General features: G+C 38.4%; 16 protein-coding genes. 9 read left to right on the top strand and 7 right to left on the bottom strand.

Going from position 1 to position 18,214, the window contains the following annotated elements; genetic code table 11:
* The first annotated feature begins 65 nt into the window (after positions 1–65).
* From antA to AC1M9L_RS10785, 4 genes are all read left to right on the top strand, one after another.
* On the top strand, positions 66–1,502 hold the full coding sequence (antA, locus tag AC1M9L_RS10800) for an anthranilate 1,2-dioxygenase large subunit (RefSeq protein WP_035266117.1): 1,437 nt from the start codon (positions 66–68) through the stop codon (positions 1,500–1,502).
* A gap of 2 nt (positions 1,503–1,504) precedes the next feature.
* Positions 1,505–1,996: an anthranilate 1,2-dioxygenase small subunit gene (antB, locus tag AC1M9L_RS10795; protein WP_035266119.1), complete on the top strand. Its 492-nt coding sequence runs from the start codon at positions 1,505–1,507 to the stop codon at positions 1,994–1,996.
* A gap of 11 nt (positions 1,997–2,007) precedes the next feature.
* On the top strand, positions 2,008–3,042 hold the full coding sequence (gene antC, locus AC1M9L_RS10790; protein WP_180028207.1) for an anthranilate 1,2-dioxygenase electron transfer component AntC: 1,035 nt from the start codon (positions 2,008–2,010) through the stop codon (positions 3,040–3,042).
* Positions 3,043–3,140: 98 nt separating this feature from the next.
* Entirely contained in the window at positions 3,141–4,484 is a 1,344-nt protein-coding gene (locus AC1M9L_RS10785; protein WP_092767747.1) for an MFS transporter, read from the top strand.
* A 43-nt stretch (positions 4,485–4,527) separates the two neighbouring features.
* Here the strand turns inward: AC1M9L_RS10785 and AC1M9L_RS10780 are convergent, their stop codons facing one another.
* Positions 4,528–5,508, bottom strand: coding sequence for an AraC family transcriptional regulator (locus AC1M9L_RS10780; protein WP_481592095.1), 981 nt, complete (start codon positions 5,506–5,508; stop codon positions 4,528–4,530).
* A 458-nt stretch (positions 5,509–5,966) separates the two neighbouring features.
* Here AC1M9L_RS10780 and AC1M9L_RS10775 point away from each other — a divergent pair, with 458 nt between their 5' ends.
* Positions 5,967–7,004, top strand: coding sequence for an AraC family transcriptional regulator (locus AC1M9L_RS10775; RefSeq protein WP_481592094.1), 1,038 nt, complete (start codon positions 5,967–5,969; stop codon positions 7,002–7,004).
* A gap of 48 nt (positions 7,005–7,052) precedes the next feature.
* Here the strand turns inward: AC1M9L_RS10775 and AC1M9L_RS10770 are convergent, their stop codons facing one another.
* Genes AC1M9L_RS10770 through AC1M9L_RS10750 form a run of 5 tightly spaced genes read right to left on the bottom strand, consistent with a single transcriptional unit; the run spans position 7,053 to position 11,912 of the window.
* Positions 7,053–7,997 carry a SphA family protein gene (locus AC1M9L_RS10770; protein ID WP_481592093.1) on the bottom strand — a complete coding sequence of 315 codons (945 nt, stop codon included), beginning with the start codon at positions 7,995–7,997 and terminating at the stop codon, positions 7,053–7,055.
* Between the two features lie 53 nt (positions 7,998–8,050).
* A complete protein-coding gene (locus AC1M9L_RS10765) occupies positions 8,051–8,575 on the bottom strand; it encodes a flavin reductase family protein (protein WP_180028210.1) in 525 nt (174 codons plus the stop codon).
* A 19-nt stretch (positions 8,576–8,594) separates the two neighbouring features.
* The gene (locus AC1M9L_RS10760; protein WP_481592092.1) at positions 8,595–9,833 is read right to left on the bottom strand and encodes a styrene monooxygenase/indole monooxygenase family protein; all 1,239 of its coding nucleotides are present in this window, start codon (positions 9,831–9,833) and stop codon (positions 8,595–8,597) included.
* A 21-nt stretch (positions 9,834–9,854) separates the two neighbouring features.
* Positions 9,855–10,640: an SDR family oxidoreductase gene (locus AC1M9L_RS10755; RefSeq protein ID WP_481592091.1), complete on the bottom strand. Its 786-nt coding sequence runs from the start codon at positions 10,638–10,640 to the stop codon at positions 9,855–9,857.
* Positions 10,641–10,661: 21 nt separating this feature from the next.
* Positions 10,662–11,912: a dienelactone hydrolase family protein gene (locus tag AC1M9L_RS10750; protein ID WP_180028213.1), complete on the bottom strand. Its 1,251-nt coding sequence runs from the start codon at positions 11,910–11,912 to the stop codon at positions 10,662–10,664.
* A 298-nt stretch (positions 11,913–12,210) separates the two neighbouring features.
* Between AC1M9L_RS10750 and mutS the strand changes: the two genes are divergently transcribed.
* From mutS to AC1M9L_RS10730, 4 genes are all read left to right on the top strand, one after another.
* Positions 12,211–14,862: a DNA mismatch repair protein MutS gene (gene mutS, locus AC1M9L_RS10745; protein ID WP_481592090.1), complete on the top strand. Its 2,652-nt coding sequence runs from the start codon at positions 12,211–12,213 to the stop codon at positions 14,860–14,862.
* A 235-nt stretch (positions 14,863–15,097) separates the two neighbouring features.
* On the top strand, positions 15,098–15,421 hold the full coding sequence (gene fdxA, locus AC1M9L_RS10740) for a ferredoxin FdxA (protein WP_035266386.1): 324 nt from the start codon (positions 15,098–15,100) through the stop codon (positions 15,419–15,421).
* A 131-nt stretch (positions 15,422–15,552) separates the two neighbouring features.
* Positions 15,553–16,272, top strand: coding sequence for a D-Ala-D-Ala carboxypeptidase family metallohydrolase (locus AC1M9L_RS10735; protein ID WP_035266384.1), 720 nt, complete (start codon positions 15,553–15,555; stop codon positions 16,270–16,272).
* Positions 16,273–16,407: 135 nt separating this feature from the next.
* Positions 16,408–17,073 (top strand): O-methyltransferase, encoded by a 666-nt coding sequence (locus tag AC1M9L_RS10730; RefSeq protein ID WP_035266381.1) that lies wholly within the window; start codon positions 16,408–16,410, stop codon positions 17,071–17,073.
* A 279-nt stretch (positions 17,074–17,352) separates the two neighbouring features.
* Here AC1M9L_RS10730 and AC1M9L_RS10725 read toward each other — a convergent pair whose 3' ends face one another.
* Positions 17,353–18,195, bottom strand: a complete 843-nt coding sequence (locus tag AC1M9L_RS10725; protein WP_035266378.1) for a universal stress protein — start codon at positions 18,193–18,195, stop codon at positions 17,353–17,355.
* Positions 18,196–18,214 lie beyond the last annotated feature (19 nt).

The raw sequence follows: 18,214 nt of genomic DNA, 5'->3' as shown, positions 1-18,214 counted from the left end.
CTCCGTTAATCACTGTTCAATAGATTCAAAGATAAATGAAATCAAGTGATATAAGGAGTTAGACCATGGGATCTCGTAGCAGCATCGAATGGCATGATTTTATTGAAGGATGTATCGATTTTCGACCAGAGGATGGCGTCTATCGTATCGCACGTGACATGTTTACTGAACCAGAACTTTTTGATCTAGAAATGGAAATGATCTTTGAAAAGGTGTGGATCTACGCGTGTCATGAAAGTGAAATTCCAAAACCAAATGACTTTGTCACTGTTCAAATTGGTCGCCAACCGCTCATCATTAACCGTGATGGTCAAGGTAATTTAAATGCAATGGTCAATGCCTGCGAGCACCGTGGTGCTACATTGACCCGAGTTGCTAAAGGTAATCAATCCACATTTACCTGCCCGTTCCATGCTTGGTGTTACAAATCGGATGGTCGCCTCGTAAAAGTTAAAGCTCCTGGTGAGTATTGTGATGACTTTGATAAATCATCACGAGGTCTAAAAAAAGCACGTATTGCAAGTTATAAAGGATTTGTCTTCGTTAGTTTAGATACAACAGCTACAGACACCTTAGAAGATTATTTAGGTGATACACGTGTTTTCCTTGATCTTATGGTTGAACAATCACCTACAGGTGAATTAGAAGTTTTACCGGGTAAATCAGCATATACCTTTGCTGGAAACTGGAAGCTACAAAATGAAAATGGTGTAGATGGCTACCACGTAAGTACTGTTCACTATAACTATGTCTCTACAGTTCAATATCGTCAGCAACTGAATGCACAAAAAGGGACAGGACCAAAGGACACACTTGATTACAGTAAATTAGGTGCTGGTGATGACACAACTGATGATGGTTGGTTCTCATTTAAAAATGGTCATAACGTTTTGTTTAGTGACATGCCTAACCCAACTGTACGTCCTGGTTACGCAACTGTGATGCCATATCTGGTTGAAAAATATGGTCAAAAACGTGCTGAATGGGCAATGCATCGTCTCAGAAACTTGAACTTATACCCAAGCCTTTTCTTTATGGATCAAATCAGTTCGCAACTTCGTATTATTCGTCCAGTTGCATGGAATAAAACTGAAGTCATTAGCCAGTGTATTGGTGTTAAAGGTGAATCGGCTGAAGCACGTCGTAACCGTATTCGTCAATTCGAAGATTTCTTCAACGTATCGGGCTTAGGCACACCTGACGATTTAGTCGAATTCCGTGAACAACAGCGTGGTTTCCAAGCTCGTTTAGAACGCTGGAGTGACATTTCGCGCGGTTATCACAAGTGGAATTATGGCGACAGCCCGAATGCTCAAACATTAGGGATCAAACCAGTCATCACGGGTACTGAAATCACTCAAGAAGGTTTATATGTCAATCAACACCAAGTTTGGCGCGATCTCATGTTAAAAGGCTTAAAAAATAAAGCACTTAAACTCACTGAAGATACTTCTGAACCACACGAATGCCCTGCATCACAAGCGACAACTGAGGAGGCTTAATCATGACACAAGCTCTTGTACATCAAGTTTCTCAATTTTTATATGAAAAATCTGCGCTTTGTGACAACTATGAATGGGACGCATATCTAGAACTCTATGACGAAGACAGCGAATACCACATTCCACAATGGATTAGTGACCATGAATACGTCACTGATCCAAACCAAGGGCTTTCATATATCTACTATGAAAACCGTGCTGGCCTTGAAGATCGCGTATTCCGTATAGGAACTGGTAAAGCTGCATCAGCTACGCCCCTTCCGCGTCTCATGCATGCGATTCACAACATCCGTGTAAAAACACTTGAAGACGGATTATTAGAAGTTAAAGCGGGTTGGTCGACATTCTATAACCGCCAAGGTTTAGAAGGCTATTTTTACGGGCATGTCACTTATATCCTTCGTCAACATGAAGATACTTTCCGCATTCGTAAACAGCACACCATTTTGTTGAATGACAAAATTGATTCTGTGCTCGACTTCTATCACGTTTAAGGAGTAAAAGAATGAGTCATTCTGTTGCACTCAACTTTGCAGATGGTAAAACGTTCTTTATCTCTGTGAATAATGATGAGCTTTTACTTGATGCTGCGTTCCGTCAAGGTATCACATTGCCTTTAGACTGCCGTGAAGGCGTTTGCGCAACCTGTCAAGGGCAATGTGAAAGTGGCAATTACACTCAAGATTATGTCGATGAAGAAGCATTAACCGAACGTGATCTGGCAGAGCGTAAAATTTTAGCTTGTCAAACACGAGTGCAATCGAATGCTGCATTCTATTTCGATCATGACTCAAGTTTCTGTAATGCTGGTGAAACACTTCAACTCGAAACCAAAGTGACTCACGTAGAATTAGTCTCAGAAACTACGGCAATCATTCATGTAGATGCCAGTCAACATACGCAGAAAATTGATTATTTACCGGGTCAATATGCTCGATTAAAAATTCCTGGTGCAAATGATTGGCGTTCTTATTCCTTTGCCAATTTACCCAATGAAGGTAATCAATTACAGTTTTTAATTCGCTTACTCCCGCAAGGTCTCATGAGTGACTATCTGCGAGATCGAGCAAAAGTTGGCGATACCATTTTACTCGAAGCACCTTTAGGAAGTTTTTATCTTCGCGAAGTGGAAAAAGAAAAGCCATTAGTCTTTGTCGCAGGAGGTACTGGATTGTCAGCATTTTTAGGAATGCTAGATCAAATTGTGAAACAACCTCAAATTCCACCAGTACATCTATATTATGGTGTAAACAAAGAGCAAGATTTGTGTGAACAAGAAAGGTTAAAAGCATACTCAGCCAAGATTCCACACTTTGAGTATCATCCCGTAATCGGACAACCTTCTAATGATTGGACTGGAAAAAAAGGATTTATCCACGAACATTTAGATCAATCGCAATTAAGCGAATCAGCATTCGATATGTATTTGTGTGGTCCGCCACCAATGATCGATGCTGTCAAAAATTGGTTAGCTGATCACCAGATAGACAACGGACGTGTTTACAGTGAGAAGTTTATTCAAAGTCATAGCTCAAGATAATTAAATGAGCTGATGACAATCACTAAGGACTATCGTTAATATTCTTTGCAAACGATAGTCCTTTTTTGTTCTAACGTTTGAATATATGGAAATTTTAAATGCAAAAAATAATTGTAAATGACGTTATTGATCGGGAAAAAATGTCCCCTTTACAATGGACAGTTTTCTTTCTGGGGTTTTTGGTTTTTTTCTGTGATGGATTAGACACTGGCATCTTAGGCTTTATTGCACCAGCATTGTTAGATGATTGGGGGATTTCAAAACCAGATCTAGCACCTGTGCTCAGTGCGGCCTTAGTAGGTATGTCGATCGGCGCTATTATCTCAGGACCATTATCAGATAAATTTGGACGCAAGGGTGTCATCGTAATGACGACTTTGTTGTTTTCAATTTTCACCATCATGTGTGGATTTGCTTCTAACACACAAGAACTTATGATCTATCGTTTTATTACAGGGGTCGGACTTGGTGCGGCTATGCCGAATATCAGCACAATGGTATCCGAATACATGCCTCTAAAACGTAAAGCATTCCTGACCGGATTAGCAGGTTGCGGATTTATGTTAGGGATCTCAAGTGGCGGTGTCTTATCTGCGTTCTTATTAGAGAATCAAGGGTGGGCAAATGTCATTATTATCGGCGGTGTAATCCCACTGATCGTATTGGTATTTTTGATTACCAAGTTACCTGAATCACCTCAATACCTCATCAAACAAAATCGTCAAGAAAAAGCAAAACCAATTCTTGAGAAGATTCACGGTCAAACATTTGATCAAAGTACTGTATTTGTTCTACCTGAAGCAGAAGTATTAGATCCTAAACAAAGCCCTGTTAAAATTTTATTTAGCAAATACTTTTGGGGTTCAGCAATGCTTTGGCTGTGTTGCTTTACCAGCCTAATGGTATTTTATCTGTTAACCAGCTGGATGCCGACTATTCTTAAAACCGCTGGATTCACAACAGAACAGTTTAGTTTAATTGCAGCGATTTTCCCATTTGGCGGTGTGATAGGTGCATGCTTTATGGGGTGGTATATGGATAAAGTTAATCCAAATACTGTGATTAAATATTCTTATCTCGCAGCATTTGTATTGTTCTTCGTAGCAGCATTCGTAAGCCAAAGTATTGTTTTACTCGGTATTGCAATTTTCTTAATTGGCGCATTATTAGTGGGTGCTCAATCATCACTACTTCCATTAACAGCACTGTTCTACCCTTCAGTGTGCCGTGGTGTAGGTGTTTCATGGATGCATGGTATTGGTCGTATCGGTGCGATCTTAGGTGCGTTCTACGGATCACTGATTTTTACTTTTGAATTATCTCTTGCAGGTATTTTCTATGTCCTAGCAATTCCGACATTTATTTCGTTTATTGCGCTCGCATTAAAAGGACTAAAACAACCTGAATCAGCCAATACTGCAACTGCAGAGGTAACGCAGTAATCTCAACTCAGTCATTAAAAAGCCCCAATCAAGGGGCTTTTTTTTAAACCATTATTTTAAGTGTTTCACTCGGGAGAACCCCATATTTGGCTTTGTATTCTTGAGAAAATCGTCCTAAATGTCTGAATCCCCAGTCATAAGCCAATCTTGAAATGGAAATATTTGCATTGTTCTGCAGCAAAGCATGATGAATCTGTTCAAGTCTATAGTTTTTTAAATAATCCATAGGACTCATATGCAGCGCTTGTTGAAACTCACGGTATAAAGTCGATTTTGAAGTTCCCGATATCATGACTAAATCTGATGCATCCAACTCTTGATCAGCAAAACGATGGATAAACTCTCTGACCACCATGACTGGCTTCGGAAGCTGATACTCTTGGAGCGATCTTAATTCATTGGAATAATTATTGTGCTGGGTTAAAAGCAAAGCCTTAATCAAAAAACTTTCATAATCTTGAGAAAGCAGATTTAAACCATCAAAACGAGAATAATCTTGCCTGAGCGATAAACATTGTTGAATATTATTCCACCACAATCTTAGGAAGTTATCTTCACTAAATGGCATATCTGGCTCAAAAATCACCCGCTCTTTAACAGGTTTAGAAAGCAAATTGGAAAGTACAGATTTGACACTTTCTTCAGGAATCACCACTTGAAATTTTTTACAATTACGGTGAATGATGAGTTCTTGCTGATCCTGACTAGAAACAATGATTCCATTATTACTATGTGATAAATGAGTTTCTCCATTCTTACGCAATGTTTGCTGTCCATGAATAGGCAAACTGATACTGTATGCACCTAGCTGCTGAATTTGAATAGATACATCTGTGCCATAACTGATACAGCCAATTGCCATTTTTTTACTCGGCAAGCGTATACCTGAATAATGAAAATCAAGCTGATCTTTACGAGCAGTTTCTAATTGATGTGAACCACAAATAAGGCTCATTAATCGTTGAGCAACATTCAATTCACGCGATGCGTGACTAAGATCCTTATGTTGGCTGAGTGTGATCATCCTGTTCACCTAGCTATTTTGAATCATGATAAATACTATAAAACATTTTTAATAATAATGTCGAAATAAAGTCTCTTCGCTTCGACTAAATAATTAAATATATTTTTGAACACAGATTAGTAAATTAAAAAATACTAATTTGGTATCTTATATTACTTAATAGGTATTTTAATTTTTTATTATTTTTCATTAACTTATATTAAAATCACAATGATAAAAAATTCGGTTTTATTTGACATTCAGCGATTATAGAGATAGATTTTTAAATAACGTCCTAAGGATAGGACTGATATAAATAAATGTAATTTTTTCAATTACCACTATAGCTATTAAATTTTAAAATTATTATTTCTGGTCTGAATATTGCTTCATTTATTTATATCGTAAATCTCATTCCATGATATCAATTTAACACTACTGTCATGGTACGGACTACTAATGAGCCAAAAGGATTCACAATGAACCAGCTTCATTCCTCTCAGCTAACTGGGCAAAATTTTAGTAATGAATCAATTTTCAACAGTCAAAACTTGGTCTTCAATCAAGCAGATTTGAGCGAAACTTGTAAAAATGTAGGGCAAATTTTTAAGCCTCATGCTCTAAAAGTGTTAAAATCAGCTAAAAATTTTAGTGCAAGCATGCATCATGTTCAAACTGGGGCTCTTTCTATCAGCCGCTTGGAATATGGCGCAGATGTATTGATCGAACCAGATCAACTTGAAAAGTTTTATCTTATTCAGATTCCTACTCGAGGCTATGCTGAAATTGAATTTGGTCAAGATAAATTTATTTCATACTCAGAAGTAGCGTCAATTATCTCACCTGACCAATCACTCAGAATGCGCTGGCGTGCTCACTCCCCTCAACTCATTCTCAAAATTTCAAAAGATGATTTTGCACATCATTGTCAGCAACATATCGTGAAATCTGAACAAAAAAGTGTAATTTTTAATCCTCGACTTGATTTTACCACTCAATCTGGTGGTTATTTTCTGCAACTTTTGAGAACCATGATGGATGCACTTAAATGTGAGCATCATCCTCTCCACCACCCACTTGCATTTAAGCAGTTTGAATCAAATCTATTTAATGCGCTAATTTATGGACAACCAAATAATGCTTTTTTTAAAGCAAATTCTCATCATGAGAAAAAATTAGCGCCCTACTTTATCAAACGTGCTGAAGCATACATTCACCACCACTTACATGAACCACTCAACATAGAAGTCTTGGCGGAACAATCAGGTGTAAGTGCACGAACACTCTTTGCAGGATTCAAAAACCATTTTGGCATTACCCCTATGGCATATTTACGTGAGCTTCGTTTTGAACAAGCTCATCTTGAACTGATGAATAATGAACATGCCACGGTCACTGATGTTGCATTTAAGTGGGGCTTTACTCATTTAGGTCGTTTTTCACAAGAGTACAAACGTCGTTATGGCGAGCTGCCATCATCAACGCGTAAGATTACACAAAATTCACTCTTCTCTTAATTTTATGTCTGTCAATAAAAAAGCCTGTGAAATCACAGGCTTTTTTGATTAGAAATGATGAATGTATCGAATTTGAAATCGATCGCCTTCAGTTCTATTTTTTGCATCATGCTCAAAATATGCATTTGCGACTACATGATTTTTTGGCGAGTGACTATACATAAGTCCAGGTCCAACTGCCCACACACTTTCTTTGCGACCATCGACTTTTACACCATCAACTTTAGTATCGGTAAGCTGTTTTAAATAGTACCCACTTAAACCCAATCGAATCTGATCATGTACAGCATATTCAGATGCTAGGTTAATGTGTACTGCTTGCCCCGCTTGGATGTCATCAGCAGCACCAAAACCATAAGTTGGATCATCATTTTTAAAATTATACAAATAATGAGCGCGTGTCGAAGCTGTCCATTTCGGATTAAACCAATACGTTGCAGCCCAATATGGATTGAAGGAAAATGCATTATTACCCGGATTAATATCACGGTTTTGCTGATATTCCCCTGTTGGCAAATTTATCTGTAATTCTATTCGATGGACAAATTTTGGTCCCTGTTCACCCATGACTGGATCAAACTGGAGAAATGGACCAATCATCAAATCTCCAAATCCACTTTTAGCTTTTAAAGCTTGATTATTTAAACCATCGTCAACACTGATTTTACTTAAATAAGGGATAAGTAAATTCAGACCTAGACTTGAATGAGCAGTCGGTTTATAGGTCGACATGTAACTTAATTGCTCGACAATCACTTGATAATTTAAATCTGTTTTGGGCAATGGAAGCTTTTGTCCACTCGCATCTCTCAACTTGTCACTGTCATAATGTTGAAAATACGTTTGCGAATACCAACCAGGTCCAGCTGGTAGTCCACCATCTAGAAAACTGGTCATACCCAAATTCACAGTCGGTAAATCATAAGCAAAAACATGTGATGAATTTGCTGTAGTAAACAAGGTTAAAGCACTTAATATAATTTTATTTTTCATGTGTATTTCCCATAAAAAACCACGATTATTCATCGTGGTTTTTAAAACAATGATTAAAGGTCTGGATGGCTCGCTGCAATTTGGTAACGACCAGCATGAAATACTAAGGGCTCACCAGCAGTTTGTTGATATTTTTGAATTTCACCGATAAAAATCAAGTGATCACCACCTTCGTATTGCTGTACATTTTTACAAACAAGTGTAGCAAGTGCTTCGTTCAGTAATGGAACACCAGTATCACATTCACCATGATCAACTGTGGCAAACTTATCTTGTGCACCACGGGCAAAATGGGTAGAAAGCTGATGCTGCTCCTTCGTTAACATATGAACTGCAAAGTGCTCAGCTGCAACAAAATCGGGCAAACTTGGTGCTGTTTTCGACAAGCTCCACAACACAAGCGGTGGATCTAATGACAACGAAGAAAATGAATTGGCTGTCATACCCACTTTTCGTCCATCCGTTCCACGTGTGGTGATTACGGTAACACCTGTGGCAAACTGACCAAGAAGATTACGAATCTCGCGAGGATTACTGATGTCAATCTCTTGCAGATTAATTTTATCTAATACATCCATTTTTAACACCTCAGTTCCATCAAGCCACTTGAGAAACTTGATCTGTTTCTAATAATTCTTTCGCTGCGTTTTCGTCAAACCACCACGGTGAAAAGTTACGTGGATCATCAAAATTATTAACGATCTGAGAAGCTAAATTGTGATTTTGAGAGGCTGCACCTAGTAGCTCAACAACATGAGGTTGAGGTGGAACCAATAAACTATTTGTCCAGCTCACGACTTTTTCAGCATATGACCAATATTTCTCAAACGTTGACTCCATCCAATCTTCAGTAAACGCTTGATTACCGTGTGCTAAGATCGCATCGAAATAAACCTTGCTACACTTAGCTGCATTATTTGATCCTTGACCTGTGATTGGATCATTAACCACCAATGCATCTGCCATACCAAATATTTTTTTACCAGAAGCCAATGTCATGACGGGTTTACGTACCGTTGGTGGGAAACGTCCTGCTAAATATCCGCCATTATCCGTAAGCGTTACGTCTTGACAGCGCTCATACTCCCACGGCAAATGTTCTTTCAGAATTTCTAAGCTTTTATTTAAATGCTCTTCTGGTGTTTTAACTTCAGCCCAGCTATCCATAGGACCATTAGGAATTCCTTCAAAAACCATGATGTCACATGGACCATTTACTGTAAGCGCAGGAAAACAAAAATATTCTCCCACCCCAGGAATAATATTAAAGCTCACTCTCGAGTATGGTGAAATTGGCTTCATTCCATTCACATAAGTCAAAGCCAATGCACGCTGAGGTTTGTCAAAAGTACTACGTTCTGCGTCACGTACAAACTCTTTAACCACTTCACCTTTACCCGCAGCCAATAGCACTAATTCATACTCGTCAGCCAAATGTTCTAATTCATTTAGACCGACATCTTGGAGAACAAACTTGCCTCCACGGCGCTGAAACTCTTCAAGCCAATAAGGCATCTTGACACGTTGATCAACAGATTGAGCATAACGCTCTAATCGCGCACTCCATTTAAATGCTCTTTCACCACTTGCTGGATCAACCAAAGCAAAACTAATACCTTCTACCGCTGGACAATGCTCTTCCCAAAAATTTAATCCTAAATCACGCTCAGTCTGTAACGCAGTATGGAACATACATTGACTAGACATGACTTTACCTTGACGAATCTCATCAGGAGTTTTATTCGACAAAATCGTGATGTCATATCCCTTATCAAGCAGTCCTAATCCAAGTTGAAGTCCTGACTGACCTGCACCAACAATTGCAATTTTTCTCATCTTTATTCTCCAATATTTAATTTATTCTGCTAAACGTGGTATTGCGGGTTGATTCGTTTCAGGCCCCATGACTGAATACCCACCATCTACCGCATAATCTGCGCCAGTCACAAAACTTGCAGCATCCGACAATAAGAATGTCACTACATTTGCCACTTCTGCCGGATTACCCAAACGTCCCAAGAGATGATAATCACTTGCTACAGCATCAGCTTTCGCACGATTTTGTCCACTCACTTCAGAAATCACTCTCGACCAAGTCCAACCTGGTGAAACTGAGTTGACACGGATACCATCTGGCGCAAAATCCATTGCCATCGATTTGGTCAGTTGTAAAATTGCCGCTTTAGAAACTGGATATAACCAACGTCCCGTTTGAGCACATTGCGCTGAAATCGAGGTGAAATTCACCACTGACCCTTTATTTTTTTGCAAATCTTCATATACGGCACGCGTTAGCTCAACAATAGATACCAAATTGATATCTAATGCTTTTAACCAATCTGATCGTGGTGATTTGAAACCATCATCAAGATAGGTACATGCCAAGTTCACTAAATAACTGACTTCACCTAGATGATTTCTAATGCTGTTCACCGCTTCATGAATTGCGATGTCTGAAGTTAGATCAGTTTGTATAAACATCACTTCATAAGGATGTTGCACAGCTATGGTTTTTCCGTAGTCATCAATGTCTAAAATGGCAACTTTAGCCCCTAAATTCACGAGACTTTGAACCACAGCCTGTCCAATCAACGTTGATCCTCCACTGACAATGGCAACTTTATCTTTAATATTTAATTCCATTTTTTGCCCCATATATTTTGATTATTCGATTGGCTTACCAGCACTCGACTCCCAACTTGGCATCAAGCCATTTGAAGGAATATCTTCATCTAAAAGTTTTTTCGCTGTTTCTACACCTGCAACAGGCAATCCTTCTGGATTAAGTAATCCGATTTGGACAAGTACAGAAGCTTGATCCCAATAAATATGTTCGTGACAAAGTTTTGGACCTCTAAACTGAATGACCCCCAACATTGGAATTTCGACATATTTTCCAGTCGGTTTTATACCTGGTAATAACCAATCAATTTCAGTGTCGTGAGTGAAACTCATGATGAATTCATCCACAACCTGAGTAGATCCCACAGTTCTAGAAATTGAGGTGATTTTCATATCTTGAGGGTTTTGATGTACAAAATGATATCGATAGAATCGCGCTAACTGGCTATATCCCACACCACCTGTCAACGTTGGAATGTGATTCACATATGGTTGAGCGACCATCGTTGCCATGGTTGCTGGTACATCGCGCGTGTCGAACTCATGTCTGATATGCTCTTCCCACAATGCAACTAAGTCATAGTGAGGGCCAACCGTTTCATGTAATGCTGTTACGGTACGTTCATGGGCAAATCGCGCCGATGGTTTGTGATAATGATCGCTGTTCGGTCGTGCAAATGCGTGATCAACACCTTCATAAACATAAGCATGAATATGTTTAAATTGTGCGCATGCTTCAGTAATTTGATTTCGCGCTTCAGCTGGACAGAATTGATCAAGTTCAGCCATGTGTAGCACAAGCTTACCCTTCACATTCGAGAGTTCATCGAGCGCTTTTTCAATGCCTACACCGTAGTAGGCAACCGAACACGCTAAGTTATCAATACGGCATGCAGCCAAATATGCAAGTTTTCCACCAAGACAATATCCAACCACTGACTGACCCGTAGTCGTGTCACACGCATCTAAAGTCGTTAAAAAATCTAAACTTTCACGAATATCATTTACACCCTGATCTTCATCATATTGCTGATAAAGTTGAAAAGCTTTTTCAAAATCCTCAGGTGTATAACCTAAATCAATGTTTGGTGCAGTACGCCAAAATAGATCAGGGACTAAAACGGTATAGCCTTCCTCTGCGAGAAAGTCAGCTTTTGCTCGCATCGCTGCATTGATACCAAATATTTCATGACACAATACAATCCCAGGACCTTTCTTTGCTTCTGGGACTGCCAAATACCCTGAATAGCGATTCCCCGATTTGGTAGTGATCTCAATCGTTTGACCTGTCATTTTTTCTTCCCTAAGACATCGAATATGATCTGATCATGAAATGAAATGCGATAACAAACTGTCCAAAAGATGCGGAGACTATCCAGAGACTGCTGATTCTTTACACAAAGAATTTGCATAAATGGATATCGAATTTAATTATTCAATGAACGAAATTGAGTCGTTGGTTATAATATTGGTTCGACTCATTTATCTTTTGCTAAAAATAGATCTTATAATCGATTTACGCATTTTTTCTCATGCTAAGCTTGAGCAGTACTTCTTCGTTTCAAAATTTAACTACAGGTTTTTTTCAAAGATGACTTTAGATCAATCCAATATCGATCTTTCAACATTGACGCCAATGATGCAGCAATATATGACGGTGAAATTACAGCACCCGCATTCGTTAATGTTCTATCGTATGGGTGATTTCTACGAGTTATTTTTTGACGATGCGCATAAAGCCGCCAAAATTTTAGGGATTACGTTAACCCACCGTGGTAAAGCGAATGGACAACCGATACCAATGGCTGGAGTTCCGTATCATGCAGCAGAAGGATACTTAGCGCGTTTAGTTAAAAAAGGTGAAACCGTTGTTATTTGTGAACAACTTGGGGAAGTCACTGGTAAAGGACCTGTTGAACGTGGTGTAGTCAGAATTATTACACCGGGTACATTGACAGACGACGCATTGCTGAATGCCCATCAGAGTTCAAATTTAGTATCCATCTGTATTAAATCTGATGAAATTGGTATCGCCCTATTAGATCTCAGTGCAGGTATTTTTAAAGTCCAACAACAAAGTTTTCAAGCTGAACAACTTCCTCTGGAACTTGCGCGTCTTATGCCAAGTGAACTTTTGATTGATGAGGATTTCAAGTATCCAGAAGTGGTTGAACAGATTAAGCAAATTCTTGATTGTCCCGTTACAAAACGCCCAAATGTAGACTTCAATCTGAATAATGCGCAAAAAACTTTATGTGATCAATTTGCCGTAAGTACTTTATCTGGCTTTGGAATTGAACATCTTGAGTTAGCGAAAGCAGCCGCGGCAGCTTTAATTCATTATGCTAAAGATACCCAGAAAACAGCTTTGCCACATATTCGTTCAATTCGACTTGAACAAAGCTCCGATTTTATCGCTCTTGATCCTGTGACGCGACGAAATCTAGAGATCATTGATCCTTTGTTTGAGCATGGCACTTCATTATTTGATTTGACCAACCAATGTCAAACGGCTATGGGTAGCCGACTACTTAGTCGAACCTTAATGCAACCGATTCGTGATACTGCGTTGTTAGATCAGCGTTTAGATGCGATACAAACAATACTCTCTGGCTATCATGAATCTCCGATTCGTCTGGTATTAAAAGAAATCAGTGATATCGAACGCGTACTCAGCCGTGTGGCATTAGGAAGTGCGCGACCACGTGATTTAGTGCAACTACGTCAAGCCTGTGCTCAGATTCCGTATTTACGCCATGCATTAGCACCGATGACCTCAACACCGCAATCCGCTTTAATCAATCAATTGAATGAGGAATTGGGTGACTTTAATGGTTTACATCATCGCCTCATGTCAGCCATTGTGGAAAACCCACCTGTTCTACTCAGAGATGGTAATGTCATTGCAAATGGTTTTGATCATGAATTGGATGAACTTCGTCAAATACGTGATCATGCAGGACAATTTTTAATTGATTTAGAAATCAAAGAAAGAGAAACAACAGGTATAAACACACTAAAAATCGGTTATAACCGAGTGAGTGGCTACTATATTGAATTAACCAGAGCGCAAGCAGAACAAGCTCCTGCACATTATATTCGTCGTCAAACATTAAAAAATGCTGAACGTTATATCACCCCTGAATTGAAGTCTTTCGAAGATAAAGTGCTTTCAAGCGAATCACGTGCATTGGCTCGTGAAAAACTTTTGTTTGAAATGTTATTGGATGAATTACGTCAAGATATCGCCAATCTTCAAATGATGGCGAGCGCTATTGCTCAACTGGATGTTCTTACAAACTTTGCACATCTATCAAGATTATATAATTGGAATCGTCCGGAATTTAGCCCTGAAATTGGAATATACATTCAAGCAGGACGCCATCCCGTTGTTGAATCACTGATTAAAACGCCTTACACCCCAAATGATACTTATCTAGATATGCAGCATCGTATGTCGATTATCACAGGCCCAAATATGGGTGGTAAATCTACATTCATGCGTCAGACGGCGTTAATTACGCTATTGGCATATTGCGGTAGTTTCGTTCCAGCGAAATCTGCAAAATTGGGACCTATTGATCGGATCTTTACGCGTATCGGTTCAGCAGACGATCTTTCTTCTGGCAAATCTACATTTATGGTGGAAATGACGGAAACTTCTCAAATTTTACATCATGCCACTCAACAATCTTTGGTATTGATGGACGAAGTAGGTCGTGGCACAAGCACTTATGATGGTTTGTCATTAGCTTGGGCTTGTGTTCTTGATTTGACGCATCGCATTAAATGTTTATGTCTTTTTGCAACGCACTATTTTGAATTAACAGAATTAGGCATGGATCCGTGTATTGATAATTATCATGTCACTGCGCAAGAAGTGAATGGTCATCTCATCTTATTGCATAAGGTTCAAAAAGGTCCTGCAAGTCAAAGTCATGGTTTACAGGTCGCTAAACTAGCAGGTATTCCTCAAAACGTGATTAAAGAGGCTCAAGCTAAACTTAAAAAACTGGAGAAACTCCAACTGCAAACCCAACCTGTGCAAAAAGATTTGTTCTCTCAAGATTTATTTTCAAATAGTAACCCTGTAGAAAAAATTATTGAAGTTGAAAAAGTGGTTGAAATTCGTAAACCTTCTCAAGTTGAACAACTTCTTTCAGAAATTATTGTAGATGACTTAAGTCCAAGACAGGCTTTAGACCAACTCTACCAACTCAAACAATTACTCCAAAAATCTTAGTTCAAGCACACTCAATCAATAAGCCAGCGATTTGCTGGCTTTTTTTAATCATGATTTTTGAAATCAGAGGCAGAATGCCTGAGAATTTGCAAATTAGTACGATCTCATCATAAATATTACTGATTTAGTAGCATCCCCTATATTAAATATCAAGAAAAGGAATTGTTAGTTTCGTTCAATTTGCCTAAAATACAGCATTCGTTATTAGAACCATATTTTTTAGGTAGCTGACGCCATGACCTTTGTTGTCACTGAAAATTGTATTAAATGTAAGTATCAAGACTGCGTAGAAGTTTGCCCAGTTGACTGTTTCTATGAAGGTCCAAACTTTCTAGTCATTAATCCAGATGAGTGTATTGACTGCGCGTTATGTGAGCCTGAATGCCCTGCAAATGCCATTTTCTCGGAAGATGAACTGCCTGAAGGTCAAGAAGTCTTTATCGAACTCAATGCTGAACTTGCAGAAAAATGGCCAAATATTACTCAGATTGGTGATCAGCCAGCTGACCGTGAAGAATGGAATGGCAAACCAAACAAATTGCAATATTTAGAAAAATAATCCAATGAGAGATCAGCTTCGGCTGATCTTTTTTATACCCAATTGGTACATTTATTTGCAATTTATACGCATTCTTGATAATCAATTAGCATAAAATAGAAACTTATTTGCTTTAGTAAAATTTATTTATAATGAAATTAATTTTGAAGGGCTTGTGCTCAATCAGTGCAATATCGTTGATATTGATTGGATGTACGTCCTCCCCTCAAAAAGGACGAACAATCGTCACCAATGATGGTCAACGCATATATATTCCACAAGAAAAAATAACCTATGAACGTCCAGCGCGACCAAAAGTCATGCCGAATTCTTATCGTGTTTGGCTGATGCAAGGTAATAACCAAGCTCAAGCACGAGAATATGAACAATACTTAGAACGTAATAATGTCGGCAATATTATCCCAAGTTTTGAATTATTTAAATCAGCACGTGCTTGGCAGAAATGTGGTAAATCTGAATATATGGTTCCAAACCGTGAGCTATGGTCGAATCAGTTACCAACACTGAAAGTATTTAAATATCTCGTTGCAGCAAGGATTTTAACTGATTTTGAGGTTACATCTGTATATCGTGACCTTCCATTAAATCAGTGTGCTGGTGGCGCAGGTTCGTCTCGACACTTGTATAACTCAGCCATTGATTTCAGAATCGGTCCTGAATTTCCTCAGGCTGAAGATTATGCATTCATCGAAAATTCTAAATTTAAATTGTGCCAATTTTGGCAAAATTATGGTCAAAGCTTAAATATGGGCTTAGGTTTGTATGCGACTGGTCAAATACATATTGATACTCAAGGTTACCGAACTTGGGGACCCGATCTGACTCGAAATACATCTTTATGCCATTACTAATTTTAGATGATCACATTTAATTAAGAGGTCTTTGACCTCTTTTTTTTGACTGATTTTTCAGCATCAAAGCATCAGAAATTTGCACATTCACTCGAAACGATTACAATGCACTGAACTCCCTACAGGTACTCAGTTATGCAACAACAATGGTCAGATATTGATGCTTATATTGAATCTCATCTGATGCCAGAAGATCCAATTTTAACTCAGACTCTACAAAATACAGCTGATAAGGGTTTTCCTGACCATCTAGCAGTTGCTGCTAACCAAGGCATGTTATTACAAATGTTGATTCAAATGAATCAGTGTAAGCGTGTGTTAGAGCTTGGAACCTTTGCGGCTTATAGCACCATGTGGCTAGCAAGAGCTCTTCCTGAGGATGGATATATTCTCACGATCGAGGGTCGTGATACACATGCAGCACTCGGTCAAGAAAATATCGACAATGCGAAATTAAAGCAAACGGTTGAATTAAAAGTTGGTCGCGCTGCGGATATTCTCAAATCTTTACCTGAAAATTTTGAGCCATTTGACTTTATATTTATTGATGCTGATAAACAAAGTTACCCAGAGTATTTAGAACTATCACTTAAATTTTCACGCTCAGGTACCATTATTTTTTTAGATAATGTGATTCGCGCTGGTGATATTTTGGATGAAAAAAATGTCAAACCAAGCATCGAAGGTATTCGTGAAATGTACCGCCTTATGCAGAATCATCCTCGACTATTGTCGAGTACAGCATTACAAACCGTCGGCAGTAAAGGACATGATGGTTTTGCACTGGCGATTGTCAAATAAATCTTAATACTAGTCATTAGTATCACTTAAAGGAGTATTCATCAATTTGAATACTCCTTTTTTTTGCACTAAAGCCCTGAAAAAGTTATCCCCGATTCCTGTTTGTATTCCTGTGGATAAAAATAAAATATTATGGCAAACACCTGATTTTCATAAGCTTTAATCAAAAGATTATAAAATAATCAAACCATAAAACCCTACTGTTCTAAAAATTTATCCACCTTCTACCAGTAAAGTTGAACCAATATTTATCAAGTAAAATTAATCAAAATTGATTGATCATTTAGCAACCAACAATGGAACGACTGAATTTCTAAATATATTGGTCGTAATACTGCCCAAGAAAAATTGTTTTACTTTACTGCGACTATAAGCGCCTAGCACAATTAATTGAATTTGATGTTGTTGCTGATAATCTAAAATATTCTCAGCGACATCTCCAAAACGGTATTCAACAACCACATCCAATCCAGCTTCACGTAAATACTGAGCTGGGATATCAAGAATTTCGGGATGATCACCCACATAAAGCAAATGACACTGAAGTGTTCTTAATAAATCACTTTTAGCAACACGATGCATCATTTCTTTACAAGTCTGAGAATCTTCATAGGCGAAAATAAAACGTGTTGGTGGCTTAAAGGTTTCACCAACAGTTAAAACCGTACAACGAGCACCACGAATAAAATTCTCTACATTACTCCCTAAGCTTTTGTGTTTTTCCGCGGAGCGCTCACCTACTCGACCAATAATCGCAATATCATTTTCATTTAAAACATTGAAACTCTGTTCGAGGAAATCGCCTTTTTCTTGAATTTTTATCGGCGTAATACCATATTTTTCTTCAATCACTTCTGAAATATGTGAAAGAAGATTATTACTATAATCTAAAGCTAATTCACTTTGTTTTTGTTCTAATTCCGCGAGTTCTTTTAAGAGCATCGCATTACTTTCAAATCCAATCACACCACTAATTTCACCCAGATGATAACTTGCAGGATAGTAATCTAAAACCTGTAAAAGGACTAACTCACGTTTAGTTCGATCCGCAATCCAGGCTGCTGCTTCAGCTAAGGCATGAATACATGGGGATGAATCAATACACGCAATTACACGGTTCATGATTGCCTCACTTTGACAT

Source organism: Acinetobacter sp. ANC_7511, assembly GCF_056779975.1.
Note: the sequence above shows the minus strand (reverse complement) of the source record. Positions and strands in the feature narration are given on the sequence as shown.